This is a genomic window from Paenibacillus sp. FSL H7-0703 (assembly GCF_038003485.1).
GTDB lineage: Bacteria > Bacillota > Bacilli > Paenibacillales > Paenibacillaceae > Paenibacillus > Paenibacillus polymyxa_B.
The window spans coordinates 1099349-1113251 of the sequence record NZ_JBBOPF010000001.1 but is presented as its reverse complement, the minus strand read 5'-3'; the positions used below and the strand labels follow the sequence as shown (position 1 = coordinate 1113251).

General features: G+C 46.3%; 14 protein-coding genes. All 14 read left to right on the top strand.

Features of this window, described 5'->3' with window-relative positions; translation table 11 throughout:
• Nucleotides 1–9: 9 nt before the first annotated feature.
• The 14 genes from rnpM (at nt 10) to MHB46_RS04295 (ending at nt 13895) form a co-directional block, all read left to right on the top strand.
• Nucleotides 10–318 carry an RNase P modulator RnpM gene (gene rnpM, locus MHB46_RS04360; protein ID WP_007430067.1) on the top strand — a complete coding sequence of 103 codons (309 nt, stop codon included), beginning with the start codon at nt 10–12 and terminating at the stop codon, nt 316–318.
• A complete protein-coding gene (locus MHB46_RS04355; RefSeq protein ID WP_025720915.1) occupies nt 311–634 on the top strand; it encodes a L7Ae/L30e/S12e/Gadd45 family ribosomal protein in 324 nt (107 codons plus the stop codon). Before rnpM ends, MHB46_RS04355 begins: the two co-directional genes overlap by 8 nt.
• Entirely contained in the window at nt 627–3182 is a 2556-nt protein-coding gene (gene infB / locus MHB46_RS04350) for a translation initiation factor IF-2 (protein WP_061829439.1), read from the top strand. Before MHB46_RS04355 ends, infB begins: the two co-directional genes overlap by 8 nt.
• Nucleotides 3183–3202: 20 nt before the next feature.
• The gene (gene rbfA, locus MHB46_RS04345) at nt 3203–3553 is read left to right on the top strand and encodes a 30S ribosome-binding factor RbfA (protein WP_010346342.1); all 351 of its coding nucleotides are present in this window, start codon (nt 3203–3205) and stop codon (nt 3551–3553) included.
• A 51-nt stretch (nt 3554–3604) separates the two neighbouring features.
• Nucleotides 3605–4582 (top strand): DHH family phosphoesterase, encoded by a 978-nt coding sequence (locus MHB46_RS04340; protein ID WP_061829438.1) that lies wholly within the window; start codon nt 3605–3607, stop codon nt 4580–4582.
• Nucleotides 4579–5514: a tRNA pseudouridine(55) synthase TruB gene (gene truB, locus MHB46_RS04335; RefSeq protein ID WP_341161702.1), complete on the top strand. Its 936-nt coding sequence runs from the start codon at nt 4579–4581 to the stop codon at nt 5512–5514. The genes MHB46_RS04340 and truB overlap by 4 nt, the downstream gene beginning before the upstream one ends.
• 58 nt (nt 5515–5572) lie before the next feature.
• On the top strand, nt 5573–6511 hold the full coding sequence (locus MHB46_RS04330) for a bifunctional riboflavin kinase/FAD synthetase (RefSeq protein ID WP_341161701.1): 939 nt from the start codon (nt 5573–5575) through the stop codon (nt 6509–6511).
• A gap of 132 nt (nt 6512–6643) precedes the next feature.
• Entirely contained in the window at nt 6644–6913 is a 270-nt protein-coding gene (rpsO, locus tag MHB46_RS04325) for a 30S ribosomal protein S15 (protein ID WP_007430074.1), read from the top strand.
• 214 nt (nt 6914–7127) lie between these two features.
• The gene (pnp, locus tag MHB46_RS04320) at nt 7128–9230 is read left to right on the top strand and encodes a polyribonucleotide nucleotidyltransferase (protein WP_250261597.1); all 2103 of its coding nucleotides are present in this window, start codon (nt 7128–7130) and stop codon (nt 9228–9230) included.
• Between the two features lie 230 nt (nt 9231–9460).
• The gene (locus MHB46_RS04315) at nt 9461–10465 is read left to right on the top strand and encodes a polysaccharide deacetylase family protein (protein ID WP_341161700.1); all 1005 of its coding nucleotides are present in this window, start codon (nt 9461–9463) and stop codon (nt 10463–10465) included.
• Nucleotides 10466–10531: 66 nt separating this feature from the next.
• Nucleotides 10532–11797: a M16 family metallopeptidase gene (locus tag MHB46_RS04310; RefSeq protein ID WP_061829434.1), complete on the top strand. Its 1266-nt coding sequence runs from the start codon at nt 10532–10534 to the stop codon at nt 11795–11797.
• Entirely contained in the window at nt 11775–12221 is a 447-nt protein-coding gene (gene dut / locus MHB46_RS04305; protein ID WP_013309936.1) for a dUTP diphosphatase, read from the top strand. Before MHB46_RS04310 ends, dut begins: the two co-directional genes overlap by 23 nt.
• A gap of 184 nt (nt 12222–12405) precedes the next feature.
• The gene (dpsA, locus tag MHB46_RS04300) at nt 12406–13305 is read left to right on the top strand and encodes a dipicolinate synthase subunit DpsA (RefSeq protein WP_250261595.1); all 900 of its coding nucleotides are present in this window, start codon (nt 12406–12408) and stop codon (nt 13303–13305) included.
• Nucleotides 13302–13895, top strand: coding sequence for a dipicolinate synthase subunit B (locus MHB46_RS04295; protein ID WP_029517031.1), 594 nt, complete (start codon nt 13302–13304; stop codon nt 13893–13895). Before dpsA ends, MHB46_RS04295 begins: the two co-directional genes overlap by 4 nt.
• Nucleotides 13896–13903: the final 8 nt, after the last annotated feature.

Sequence of the window (13903 nt, the reverse complement as noted above, 5' to 3'; positions counted from 1 at the left end):
GGTTAATGCATGAAACAGAGAAAGATACCTTTGCGCAAATGTGTGGCCTGTCATGAAATGATGCCAAAGAAGCAGTTGATCCGTGTCGTCAAAACCCCTGAAGACGAAGTGTTGATTGACTTGACTGGCAAAAAGTCGGGACGCGGCGCTTACTTGTGCGGCAAAGCCGCCTGCTTCAAGCTGGCTCAAAAGAGCAAGGCACTGGATCGAGCATTGAAGCACTCGGTTCATCCTGATATTTATGAGCAGCTAAGTCGTGATTTTGCTGCCGTCGAGGAAGAATTCCTGGCGGCACAAGGCAGCGTGCAGGATGAATAAGGCGCTGTCTGGATTGGGTCTTGCCATGAGAGCTGGCAAGCTGCTAACAGGTGATGAGATCGTTTTTAAAGCGATCAGGTCTTCAGAAGCCAAGCTGGTCATTCTTGCGAAAGATGCTTCAATGAATACTCAAAAGAAATTCCGCGACAAATGCGGGACGTACAAAATCCCCTTATTGATAGGATTTGACCGGGAAAGCTTGGGAAGCAGTATCGGCAAACCTGAACGGGTTGTGCTGGCTGTGACGGATCAAGGATTCGCGAAATTGATCAAGAAACATGCGGGGATAATGTCGGAGGTGGAGTATATTGAGTAAACAAGAAAGCAAAGACAAAGTGCGGGTATACGAATACGCCAAATCGTTGAACATGAGCAGCAAAGAAATTATCACCATTCTTAAACGGCTGGATATTCCCGTGAACAACCATATGAGCGTCATGGAACATGATGCCGTAGGTAAAGTGGAAAGTTTTTTTAAGAATATTAAATCCAATGCTGCGGCCAAGCAAGGCGGAGCAGGTACGGCGCAAGTAAGCTCGAATCAGGCCGGTTCAAGCCAGAATAGTAATCATTCAACTGAGCAAACCAAAAATCAACAGGAAAAGCAGGTAAGTATGAATAGGACAAACAACAACCAAAACAGTAACCGAAGCAGCGCTCCTAAAGCGCAAAGCAGTCAGCAGGGCGGTCAAAACCGCAGTCAACAAAGTACTAGCAGACCCACTGGTCAGCAAAGTACACAAAACCGCAGTAATGGTCAACAACAGGGAGGACAACAGCGTCCTAGTGGCAACACAGGTTCGCGTCCTCAAGGTAACCAAAGCACTAACTCACGCCCTCAGGGAAGTAGTCAGGGTGGTACGGCTGTAAGAACATCATCCTCCACAGGTAGCAACAATGCGAACCGTAGTGGTGGCAACCGTACAGGCAGTAACTCCAACAACGGTGGTAACCGTTCCGGTCAAGGACGTTTTGACGATAACCGTCAAGGCGGCGGACGAGGTGGTAACGGTGGTCGCGGAGGCAATAATCGCGGTGGCAGTAATCGTGGCGGGAAATTTAACAATCGTGGTAAAGGTCAACAACAGGAACGTCGCGAGAAAATCGACAACACGCCTAAGAAAATTATTGTGCGTGGTGAGATGACCGTAGGCGAAACAGCCAAGCTTCTTCATAAGGATGCGTCAGAAGTCATCAAAAAGCTGATTATGCTCGGAACGATGGCGACCATTAACCAGGAACTGGATATGGATACCATCCTCTTGCTTGCCGGAGACTTTGGCGTCGAGGTAGAAGTGAAAATTCCGGTAGAAGAAGATCGTTTTGAAACCGTGGAAGAAAATGATGATCCTGCGGATCTGAGAACACGTCCACCAGTTGTAACGATTATGGGTCACGTCGACCATGGTAAAACAACTTTGCTGGATGCCATTCGCTCGACTAATGTAACCGGTGGCGAAGCTGGCGGTATTACACAGCATATTGGTGCATACCAAGTTGAAATTAATAGCAAAAAAATCACTTTCCTGGATACACCGGGTCACGAAGCCTTTACCGCTATGCGTGCACGTGGTGCTCAAGTGACAGATATGACGATTATCGTGGTTGCAGCTGACGACGGTGTTATGCCACAGACGGTCGAAGCTATTAACCATGCGAAGGCAGCAGGTCTGCCAATTATCGTAGCTGTGAACAAGATCGACAAACCGGATGCCAACCCGGATAAAGTGAAGCAAGAACTCACTGAATATGAATTGGTACCTGAAGAGTGGGGCGGCGATACGATTTTCGTCAACGTTTCCGCGAAACAAAGAATGGGTCTGGAAGACCTGCTCGAAATGATTCTGCTCGTAGCTGAAGTGAATGAGTACAAAGCGAACCCGAACAAACGGGCACGTGGTACCATCATCGAGGCAGAACTGGATAAAGGCCGCGGTTCTGTAGCCCGTATCCTCGTTCAGAACGGTACACTGAAAGTCGGCGATGCTTTCGTAGCGGGTAACTGCTTCGGACGTGTGCGTGCCATGGTCAACGATAAAGGTCGTCGTCTTAAGGAAGCGGGTCCTTCCACTCCAGTTGAAATTACTGGTTTGACAGAAGTTCCACTTGCTGGCGATCCATTCATGGTGTTTGAGGATGAGCGCAAAGCTCGTGCTATTGCTGACAGACGTGCGATCACGCAACGCCAATCTGATCTGGGCAGTAATACCCGCGTAACACTGGATGACCTGTTCCAACACATCAAGGATGGCGAAATGAAGGATCTGAACGTCATTATTAAAGGTGACGTACAAGGTTCCGTCGAGGCGTTGAAAGGTTCCTTGAACAAGATTGAAGTCGAAGGTGTGCGCGTTAAAATTCTTCACAGTGGTGCAGGAGCAATCACCGAATCCGATATTATTTTGGCCGCAGCTTCCAATGCTATTGTCATTGGTTTTAATGTTCGTCCGGATAACCAGGCGAAATCTACAGCGGAAGCTGAAAAAGTGGACATTCGTCTACACCGTGTCATTTACAATGTCATTGAAGAAATAGAGCAAGCCATGAAGGGCATGCTGGATCCTGAATATAAAGAAAATGTGATTGGGCATGCTGAAGTACGTAACGTATTCAAAGTTACTAAAGTCGGTACGATCGCTGGTTGTATGGTGACATCCGGTAAAATTACCCGTTCAGCAGAAGCACGTCTGATTCGTGATGGCATCGTCATTTTTGAAGGTAAAATCGACTCACTGAAACGCTTTAAGGACGACGCAAAAGAAGTTGCCCAAGGTTACGAATGCGGTATTACCCTTGATGGCTATAATGATGTTAAGGAACTCGACATTATTGAAGCGTTCGTCATGGAAACAGTGGAGCGCTAACGGCAGAGAGGTGAGCATCCATGGCTAAAATACGTACAGGTCGGGTTGGCGAGCAGATCAAGAAGGAGCTAAGCCAACTCATTCAAACTGAATTAAAAGACCCCCGCATCGGTTTTATCACCGTAACGGGTGTCGATCTTACAAATGATTTGTCCCAAGCCAAAATATACTTGAGCGTGCTCGGGGATGAAGAACAGAAAAATTCTTCCCTGAAAGCATTGGACAAAGCGAACGGTTATCTTCGTTCTGAACTCGGCAAACGGATACGGCTACGCCATATTCCTGAGTTGATTTTCAAAATTGACGAATCTATTGCTTACGGCAGTCGAATTGAAAAACTGCTGAGTGATATCGACAAGGATGAAAAATAAAACTTTTAGTTTGTCTGAAGGAACCATGAACTGAATGTAAAGGAGAAGGCAATGCATACCTATGAACAGGCGCTTCAACAAGCGAAGGAATTTATTCTGGAGCATGATGATTACCTGATCGTATCGCATGTACAGCCGGACGGAGACGCAGTCAGCTCCACCGTAACGGTGGGCTGGCTTCTCTCATGTCTGGGGAAGAAATTTACCATGCTGAATGAGGGGCCTATTCCCAAACGTATGGATTTTTTATGGCATGCCGATGAGATTATGGATATGAGCCAGCAACCGCCAGAACGGAAATACAACCGGATCATTTGTGTAGATTGTGCGGATTACCGTCGTGTTGGTTTGACAGAGCAGTTTTTTTCGGAAGATGCCATTATCCTGAATATTGATCATCATCCAACGAATGATGCTTATGGTACAGTTAATGTGATTAAGCCGGATGCTGCGGCAACAGCAGAAATTCTTTTTGACCTACTGAAAGAGTTTGCAGTAACCTGGGATGTCGAAATAGCTACGGCTTTATATACAGGGTTGCTAACGGATACAGGAGGTTTCCGTTACTCGAACACTTCACCGAAAGTGATGTCTACTGTGTCACAGCTACTTGCTTACGGTGTAGATGGTCCATCTTTATCCGAGAAATTGCTCGAGGAAATGACCTTTCCACAAATGAAGGTGCTAACAAAAGCATTGCAAACGCTCACGATGTCGGAGGATGGGAAAGTCGCTTGGGTCGTAGTAACCCCTGACGACATGACGGATTGTGGTGCTGTAAATGAGGACTTGGAAGGCATCGTGAATTATCCAAGAAATATTCGTGGAGTTGAAGTAGGCATTTTCTTTAAGGTTATTAATGATCAAGCGGTCAAAGCCAGCTTGAGATCGGCAGGGAATGTTGATGTAGCTGCGCTGGCTCAATCATTTGGGGGCGGTGGACATGTACGTGCAGCTGGCTGCCGGCTAGAGGGTAAGCTGGGAGATATCATTGAGACAGTTGTAGGGCGGGTGAAATCTGAGCTATGAACCCAATAAAAAAGGAACAGGCAACTTGGGAAGGCATTCTACCTGTCTATAAACCTGCTGGATTTACCTCTCATGATGTGGTGGCCAAGGCTCGCCGTTTATTAGGTATGAAGAGAATCGGACACACTGGAACGCTTGATCCGCAGGTAACCGGTGTTTTGCCCTTGTGTCTGGGACGTGCTACCCGTGTGGTGGAATACATGCAGGAGCGGCCCAAGGAATATCGGGCTACACTGCGATTAGGAATTGCCACGGATACCGAAGACCTGACTGGGAAAATCACGGAAGAGAGTGAACGTCCCGTAGAGGTGACGGAAGTGGAAGTCAAAGCGGTTCTGAAGCGTTTTTTTGGTACGATTTCCCAAGTACCTCCAATGTACTCCGCTCTAAAAGTAGACGGCAAACGTCTATATGAACTGGCTCGAGAAGGCAAAACCGTGGAGCGCAAAAGTCGTGAAGTGAACATTTACGAGTTGGAAATGACGGGATTCGCGGAGACGGGGGTGTATGTGGATATTTCTTTTCGTGCCTTATGCTCCAAAGGTACTTATATCCGTACACTATGTGTTGATATTGGTCGTGAATTAGGATATCCTTCCACGATGGTCAAGCTGGAGCGAACCATGTCTGCGGGAATTCCTGCGGAACGTTGTCTGACTTTCGAAGAAATAGAGCGTTTCGTTGCGGATGGCAGTCTTGGAGAGCGACTTATTACAACAGATCAGGCGATTGACTATATGCCTGAGCATATAGTGGCTGAAGCCAAGGTAACTGCGGCTCTGCAAGGCCAACGCCTGTCGCTGAATATGATTTCACCACCTGTGACGGACAATCAGCCCTTCCGTTTGTATAAAGAGGATAAAACGTTTTTAGGTATATATGGTCGGGATGAATCAGACGCGATCGCTCCCATTAAAGTTTTTTTACCTTGAATTGTGCTATAATTTTGACGAAGTTAGTCAAATGATGTGAAATGCAGGTGAATTAATAATGATTACCGTATCGTTATCTTATCCATTGAGTGATGAGCTTTTGCAGCAATGGGGACGTCCACAGGTCACGGCGATCGGTCAGTTTGATGGTCTTCATCTGGGACACGCAAGCGTGATACGTAAGGCCGTTGCGCTGGCTCGTGAACAGCAGGTGCCGGTATCTGTCATGACATTTCATCCTCACCCGAAGGAAGTCATGAAAAAAGGCGATTATGAAGGTTATTTAACACCGCTTGCGGACAAGCAGACTATTCTGGCTGATATGGGTGTGGACGTACTTTATATTTTGAGTTTTAACGAAGAATTTTCCAAGGTCAGCCCTGAGGCGTTTATGAGCGACGTGCTGCTTCCGTTGCAAATTCGAACAGCGGTAGTAGGCTTTGATTTTCGGTTTGGCCACCGGGGAGCCGGGCATGAGGATACACTTCGGAAGCTGGGAGGAGAGCTGATGTCGGTGCACACCGTACCACCGTTCGAACTGGATGGGGACAAGGTGAGCAGCTCTGGCATTCGCCGTGCTTTACAGACCGGGGATCTAGCACATGCCTCTCGCTGGTTGGGACGTCCTTATCGTATCCAGGGTACTGTAATGGATGGAGAGAAGCGCGGACGTACGATCGGTTTTCCGACCGCTAATCTCAAACTGGATGACACTTACGTGATTCCGATTAAGGGTGTGTACGCTGTACGGGCGCTTGTAGGCGATCGTTGGATAAACGGTGTAATGAATGTAGGGGTTAAGCCTACTTTTCATGAAGGTGTGCTGAATCCGTCGTTTGAGGTACATTTATTTGATTTTAATCAGCAAATTTATGGAGAGTCTGTTCTTGTGGAGCTTCACCACTATATCCGCCCTGAACGCAAATTCTTTTCGGTGGATGAGCTGATCAGCCAAATTGGCAATGACGCACAAACGGCTAAAAAGCTGTTAGGCTAATTTATTTACATAAGACAGGCGCTGTGTTATACTGACTTATGTTGTGTAAACAACGATGAACCTTAGCTTGGTTGTCCGCTTTCACCGGCGGCTACGAGGCTAATGGCGATTATAATGAAGGAGGTGAACAGGATGGCATTGACTCAAGAGCGTAAACAGCAATTGATCGAGGAGTACAAAACTCATGAATCCGATACAGGATCACCAGAGGTACAAATCGCTATCCTTACTGAAAACATCGTCAACTTGCAAAGTCACTTTCGTTCGCACAAGAAAGACCATCACTCCCGCCGCGGGTTGTTGAAAATGGTCGGTCAGCGTCGTAAACTTTTGGCTTACCTGAAGAAGACTGATGTTAAACGTTACAGTGCGTTGATCGAGCGTCTCGGACTGCGTCGTTAATTTTCAGACATGTAATGAGAAAAGAAGCCTGGTTGTTCACCGCTTGTCCCTGCTAAGGCGACGGCGGACAGCAGCCGGGTTCTTTTTTGAAATGAGGAATCTTTTTTTGAATTACATATCCTGATTTGTCTGCTAGCTTCTTATGAATAAGACCTACGCAGGAAATACTGGATATGTATAGAACTTTTACAATGAAATGAAATGGAGGGATACCATGGAGCAACGCGTAGAAATGCAGCTCGGCGGAAGAAAGCTGGTGTTGGAAACAGGACGTCTTGCGAAACAAGCCAATGCGGCAGTTAAAGTGAGCTACGGAGAAACAGTTGTGCTTTGTACCGTGACCGCTTCCCGTGAACCGAAAGATTTGGACTTTTTTCCACTGACCGTAAACTATGAGGAAAGATTGTATGCTGTGGGGAAAATTCCTGGCGGATTTATTAAACGTGAAGGACGTCCGAGTCAAAAAGCGATTTTGTCCAGCCGTTTGACAGACCGTCCAATTCGCCCATTGTTCCCGGAAGGTTTCCGGAATGATGTACAGGTGTTGAATCTCGTTATGAGTGTCGATCAGGATTGCGAACCTGAAATTGCAGCAATGATCGGAACCTCGGCAGCACTTAGCATTTCGGATGTGCCTTTTAATGGGCCAATCGGGGGAGTCGCTGTAGGACGTGTAGACGGGCAATTTGTGATTAACCCGGATATTGCACAGCAGAATGCAAGCGATCTGTACCTGGTTGTAGCCGGAACGAAAGATGCCATCATGATGGTAGAAGCCGAAGGCAATGAGATTCCAGAGGAAGTTATGCTGGAAGCTATTATGTTCGGTCATGATGAGATTAAGAACATTGTGGCAGTTATTGAACAATTGGTGCAAGTAGCAGGTAAAGAGAAAATGCAGGTTAAACTGCATGCTGTTGATGAAAAAGTGAACAGTGAAGTACGTGCTTATGCAGCTGAACGTTTAATGCAAGCTGTTAAAATTGCAGAAAAACATGCCCGTCAAGAGGCAATTGATGCAGTCAACGAAGAGACAGTTGCCCATTTTGAAGCACAATACATAGAGACACCTGAGCTTTTGAGTGACGTGAGCGAAGTTCTCTATGATATCGTTAAGGAAGAAGTACGTCGTCTGATCACGCATGATAAAGTGCGTCCTGATGGTCGTAAGCTTGACGAAATTCGTCCGATTGAAAGCGATACAAGCATTTTGCCGCGTACTCATGGTTCGGGCTTATTTACACGCGGTCAAACGCAAGCACTTAGCATTTGTACACTTGGTGCATTGGGTGATGTACAAATTTTGGACGGTATTGATCTGGAAGAAACAAAACGCTTCATGCATCATTACAATTTCCCGCCATTCAGCGTAGGTGAGGCTCGTCCTTTGCGTGCGCCAGGTCGTCGTGAAATCGGACATGGTGCTCTTGGTGAACGTGCGCTTTCCAAAGTAATTCCTTCCGAAACTGAATTTCCATACACCATCCGTCTGGTTTCCGAGGTACTGGAATCGAATGGTTCGACTTCACAAGCCAGTATTTGTGCAAGTACACTGGCTATGATGGATGCAGGTGTACCGATTAAAGCTCCGGTTGCAGGTGTAGCCATGGGATTGATCAAGGATGGAGACCATGTTTCCGTATTGACTGATATCCAAGGTATGGAAGACCACCTGGGCGATATGGACTTTAAAGTTGCTGGTACCGCGGAAGGCGTAACTGCCATTCAAATGGATATTAAAATTAACGGTATTGACCGCCAGATTTTACAGGATGCGCTCAAGCAAGCTAAAGAAGGACGTTTGTTCATTCTTAGCAAAATGATGGAAGCGATCCAGAAGCCGCGTGAGCAGTTGTCTCCGTATGCTCCAAAAATTATGACGATGCACATTAACCCGGACAAAATCCGTGATGTTATTGGGGCTGGTGGTAAAATCATCAACAAAATCATCGAAGAAACCGGCGTGAAAATCGATATTGAACAAGATGGTCGTGTATTCATCGCTTCCACAAATCAAGAGATGAATGAAAAAGCACGTTCTATTATTGAGGGTATCGTAAAGGAAGTCGTGGTCGGTGAGATTTACATCGGTACAGTAAAACGGATTGAGAAATTCGGTGCATTTGTTGAAATTTTACCGGGCAAAGATGGTCTGGTTCATATTTCTCAACTGTCTACTGAGCGTGTAGCCAAAGTTGAAGATGTAATTGCTATTGGGGATACAATTACGGTGAAAGTAACCGAAATTGATCAGCAAGGTCGTGTCAATCTGTCCCGTAAGGCTGTTCTGACTGCAGAAGCACCTGCAAAATCCTAGGTATCTGCATGTTGCAGACTAGAAAGGCAGGAGTAGCTTTTCGTATTAACAGTACAAGGGATTTGAATAGCATTGTTTAAGCTTTAGGAAAGAGGCAGAGCTACGTTTCTGGCTCTTTTTTCATACATATGCACAAGCTGCACCCAAGTGAGCTTCTAGAGCTTGCTACGTCATAGTTCTTGTCCTCGCCGCATACAATGTGGACAAACGGGCGGGGGGATGAAGGAATTATGAGTAGGGCAAAACGAGCAGTGTGGGTGGTAGCCAGTTTAGCCATCACACTCGTAATCGGGCAGTTTAGTGGGGTTCGTGACTATGCTAGTCAATTACGCAATGGAGACGTTACAGGGGTTAAAGAGCCAGAGGCTGTAACCACGATGGCGATAGCAGCTTTGCCCGACAATGCGCTTATGCAGCGACTAAGAACAGAAGCAGCACGTCAGCGGCGGGAACCAGTTGATGCCAAGATCGACAGGGTATGGAAGGCTATTCCAGGCTATAACGGACTGGAGGTGGATTTGGATGCTACCTATCGCAAAGCGATTGCATCTCCGGATCGACCCATTCAATATGTTTATCGGCAATTGGCACCTAAAATACATTTAAATCAGCTTGGTAATGTTCCAATTTACAGGGGGAATCCCGAAAAGCCGATGGTATCTTTCATGATCAATGTAGCATGGGGGAATGAATTTATCCTGCCGATACTGAACACGCTGGATCAGGAAAAGGTCAAGGCTACATTTTTTCTTGATGGAAGTTGGTTGAAAAAAAATCCTGATCTCGCCAAGGAGATTCAAAAAAGAGGGCATGAGCTTTCGAACCATGCATACTCTCATCCAAATATGAGCCGTCTGAGTCGGGCCAGAGCCACACAAGAAATTGAAAAGACTCAAGTGCTTCTTCAAGAAACTTTGGGTATCAAAAATAACTGGTTTGCCCCTCCATCGGGTGATTTTAATCAGCAAACGGTGGATATAGCAGCAGAACATGGGCTCAAAACAGTGTTGTGGACATTGGACACTGTAGATTGGAGACATCCGTCACCGGAATCGGTGATTAACAAAATCAGTAGTAAGGTTGAATCAGGCTCCCTGATATTGATGCATCCAACAGATTCCTCATCGGCTGCTCTCAAAGGCATGATTCATGCTATTCGTAGTAAGGGACTTGTGCTCGGAACTGTCAGTCAGACACTTTCCCCTGATCGGCAACTACCTGCTCCGGTTGAGTGAACGTCTTTTTTCTGTTAGGATTGAACATTATGGCTAAGTATGCAATTCAGTTTAGGAGGGCCAATCGTGGAAAGAATTCAACTTAAAAACGGCCTAAGAGTGGTCATTGAAAAAATTCCAACCGTACGTTCAGTTTCTTTCGGTATCTGGGTTAAAACTGGCTCCCGGAATGAAACGCCGGACAATAGCGGTATTTCTCATTTTATCGAACACATGCTTTTCAAAGGAACAGAGCGTTTTAACGCTAAGGAAATCGCTGAGCAATTCGATGCCATCGGAGGAAATGTTAATGCTTTCACTTCGAAGGAATATACATGCTATTATGCCAAAGTATTGGATGAGCATCTACCGATCGCAGTTGATGTGCTGTCTGATATGTTTTTTAATTCCAAACTAGATCAGGAAGAATTGGCAAAAGAGAAGAATGTGATTTTGGAGGAAATCTCCATGTACGAGGATACACCGGATGATATGGTGCACGATCTTGTATCTCGCGCGGCCTATGGTGAACATCCACTGGCTTATCCGATTCTCGGAACCGAAGATCACCTGCTTGCTATGGATAGCTCACACCTCAGTCATTATATGAAGGAGCATTATACAATCGACAATACAGTTATCAGTGTGGCTGGTAATGTTGACGATCGCTTGGTAGAATTGTTGGAGCGACATTTTGGACATTTTGATAATCATGGAACCGTTTCGCCGCTGACAGTACCTGTGTTTAACGGTGAGCTGTTGTATCATGAGAAAGCAACGGAGCAAAATCATATTTGTTTATCCCTGCCTGGATTTGCAGCGGGTGACGAGCTCCAGTATGCTATGGTTTTGCTGAATAACGCGATCGGCGGCGGCATGAGTTCACGTTTGTTTCAAGAAATTCGGGAAAAGCGTGGACTGGCTTATTCGGTTTATTCCTATCATAGCTCCCATGCGGACAGTGGGTTGTTCACGATCTATGCAGGTACGGCTCCTAAGCAAACAAAGGACGTGCTGGATTTGACGCTGGAGCTTTTACGAGATGTGGCTGTCAACGGTTTGGACGCTAATGAGCTTCGTAAAGGTAAGGAACAATTAAAAGGAAGTTTGATTTTAAGCCTTGAAAGTACAGGTAGCCGGATGAATCGGCTTGGAAAAAATGAATTAATGCTCGGTCAGCATTATACGCTGGATCAAATGATCGAACATATCGAGCAAGTGACGGCAAATGATGTGAACAAAGTGCTGGATCGGATGTTCTCGGAGCCGTTTGCCCTGTCGATGGTGGGAGCGAGTGATTCAGCGGTAAAGGATATGAGGAGGGACTATTTTGTTAACTTACGTGGAAATTAACAGACTTGCGGGCAATGAAGATATTGAGCTGCCCCGCAAAATGTCAGAGCTTGCATCAGGGTTTGACTTGTATGCAGCAGTACAGGAAAATCTGGTACTGGAACCCGGCAAACGTTGCCTCGTTCCCACTGGATTTGCAATAGCTATGCCAGCGGGATTGGAGGCACAAATCCGTCCGCGAAGTGGACTGGCTCTTAAGCATGGTATTACTTGTCTCAATACACCGGGAACGATTGATGCGGATTATCGTGGGGAGATCAAGGTACTTCTTATTAATTTGGGGGAAGAATCGTTCACGATTACGCGCAATGAGCGAATTGCACAAATGGTATTTCAGGTTGTACCTGAGGTAGAGCTGAAACAAGTAGACCAATTATCTGAAACAGTGCGTGGTGCTGGAGGCTTTGGCCATACAGGACGCTGAGCTATGGTTGGTTTGCAATGTAAGCATGTCTATTTTGTAAAAGCTTCAAATTTACTTGCTTAAGAGTAAGTATGCATATAAAGGTCGCCTCATCAAGGGGCGGCTTTTTTTTGTGTTTTTTCACCCCTCTCCGGGCACTCGCATAGACTAAAAGCATATCGTGTCTCGGAAAGGAGTGATCCGGATGCTAACAGGAATACGCGTCGTTGTTTTGGGTGGCGATGCGAGGCAGCTTGAGGTAATCCGCAAATGTGTGGACATGGATGCTACCGTCAGTGTGGTCGGTTTTGACAAGCTTGAAGTACCACTCAAAGGAGTGACACTAGAACCAATGTCTGTTAAGCTGCTGGAATCGTCAGACGCACTGATTTTGCCGGTGGTGGGATGCGATGAGGAAGGCAACGTAAATGCACTTTTCGGAGCACAGAAGCTCCAGTTTCTGAATGAACATGCTGCTGCTCTTCCACCGCATTGCGTTGTATATACAGGGATGGCGCGGACGTACTTAAAAGAAATTTGTACCAGACATGAGTTAAAGCTGGTAGAGCTGCTGGAGAGAGATGATGTGGCCATATACAACTCTATACCTACGGCCGAAGGCGCACTGATGATGGCCATTCAGCATACTGATTTTACGATTCACGGTGCAGATTGTATGGTTCTAGGCATGGGACGGACTGGATTTACCATGGCAAGAGCACTACAGGGGTTGGGAGCCAGAGTGAAGGTTGGAGTACGGCGGGCAGAGGATGCAGCAAGAGCCGTGGAAATGGGTTGGGAGCCTTTTATGACAAGGGATTTGGCGCATGAGACAAAGGGAGTTGACTTGATTTTTAATACGATACCCTCTATGATTATCACAGCGCAAATCCTGTCTAAATTGCCATTGAGCACCGTGATTATAGATCTTGCTTCCGCCCCAGGCGGATGTGATTTCCGTTATGCGGAAAAGCGTGGAATCAAGGCTATGCTTGCCCCTGGTCTTCCCGGTATAGTTGCTCCCAAAACTGCTGGTGCCATTATAGCGAATACGCTGGTGCAGTTGTTAATGGAAGATAATCCTGATCGGGGGGATGCACAATGAGTTGGCAAGGGAAAACAGTAGGTTATGCAATTACAGGCTCACATTGCACATTTGAAGAGGTAATGCCTGTTATACAGCGCTTTGTTGATGAGGGTGCGAAGGTCGTTCCTATTATATCCAATACAGTACTAACAACGGATACTCGCTTTGGTACTTCGCAAAGTTGGCAAAAACAGTTGAAAGATATAACAGGGAATGATATCATTTCTACAATTGTGGAGGCTGAGCCACTGGGTCCCTCCCAAATACTCGATGTGCTGGTGATTGCACCTTTGACGGGGAATTCGATGAGTAAGTTAGCGAATGCAATGACAGACAGCCCAGTTTTGATGGCTGCCAAGGCGCAATTGCGCAACGGTCGTCCACTTCTTTTAGCTATATCTACTAATGATGGACTGGGTCTAAATGCTGCCAATATCGCCAAATTACTCGTAGCCAAAAATATCTTTTTTGTGCCGTTCGGACAGGACAATCCAGTTAAAAAGCCGAACTCGCTTGTAGCTAACATGGAGTTGATCCCGGAGGCTGCTTATGAAGCATTGCAGGGCAAACAGCTTCAGCCGATGATTGTGGAACGCAAGACCCCATGAAGTATTAT

Bases quoted from the DNA above. Each gene is read 5' to 3' on its own strand.
- rnpM (WP_007430067.1), top strand. From the start codon at position 10: ATGAAACAGAGAAAGATACCTTTGCGCAAATGTGTGGCCTGTCATGAA.
- MHB46_RS04355 (WP_025720915.1), top strand. From the start codon at position 311: ATGAATAAGGCGCTGTCTGGATTGGGTCTTGCCATGAGAGCTGGCAAG.
- rbfA (WP_010346342.1), top strand. From the start codon at position 3,203: ATGGCTAAAATACGTACAGGTCGGGTTGGCGAGCAGATCAAGAAGGAG.
- MHB46_RS04340 (WP_061829438.1), top strand. From the start codon at position 3,605: ATGCATACCTATGAACAGGCGCTTCAACAAGCGAAGGAATTTATTCTG.
- truB (WP_341161702.1), top strand. From the start codon at position 4,579: ATGAACCCAATAAAAAAGGAACAGGCAACTTGGGAAGGCATTCTACCT.
- MHB46_RS04330 (WP_341161701.1), top strand. From the start codon at position 5,573: ATGATTACCGTATCGTTATCTTATCCATTGAGTGATGAGCTTTTGCAG.
- rpsO (WP_007430074.1), top strand. From the start codon at position 6,644: ATGGCATTGACTCAAGAGCGTAAACAGCAATTGATCGAGGAGTACAAA.
- pnp (WP_250261597.1), top strand. From the start codon at position 7,128: ATGGAGCAACGCGTAGAAATGCAGCTCGGCGGAAGAAAGCTGGTGTTG.
- MHB46_RS04315 (WP_341161700.1), top strand. From the start codon at position 9,461: ATGAGTAGGGCAAAACGAGCAGTGTGGGTGGTAGCCAGTTTAGCCATC.
- dpsA (WP_250261595.1), top strand. From the start codon at position 12,406: ATGCTAACAGGAATACGCGTCGTTGTTTTGGGTGGCGATGCGAGGCAG.
- MHB46_RS04295 (WP_029517031.1), top strand. From the start codon at position 13,302: ATGAGTTGGCAAGGGAAAACAGTAGGTTATGCAATTACAGGCTCACAT.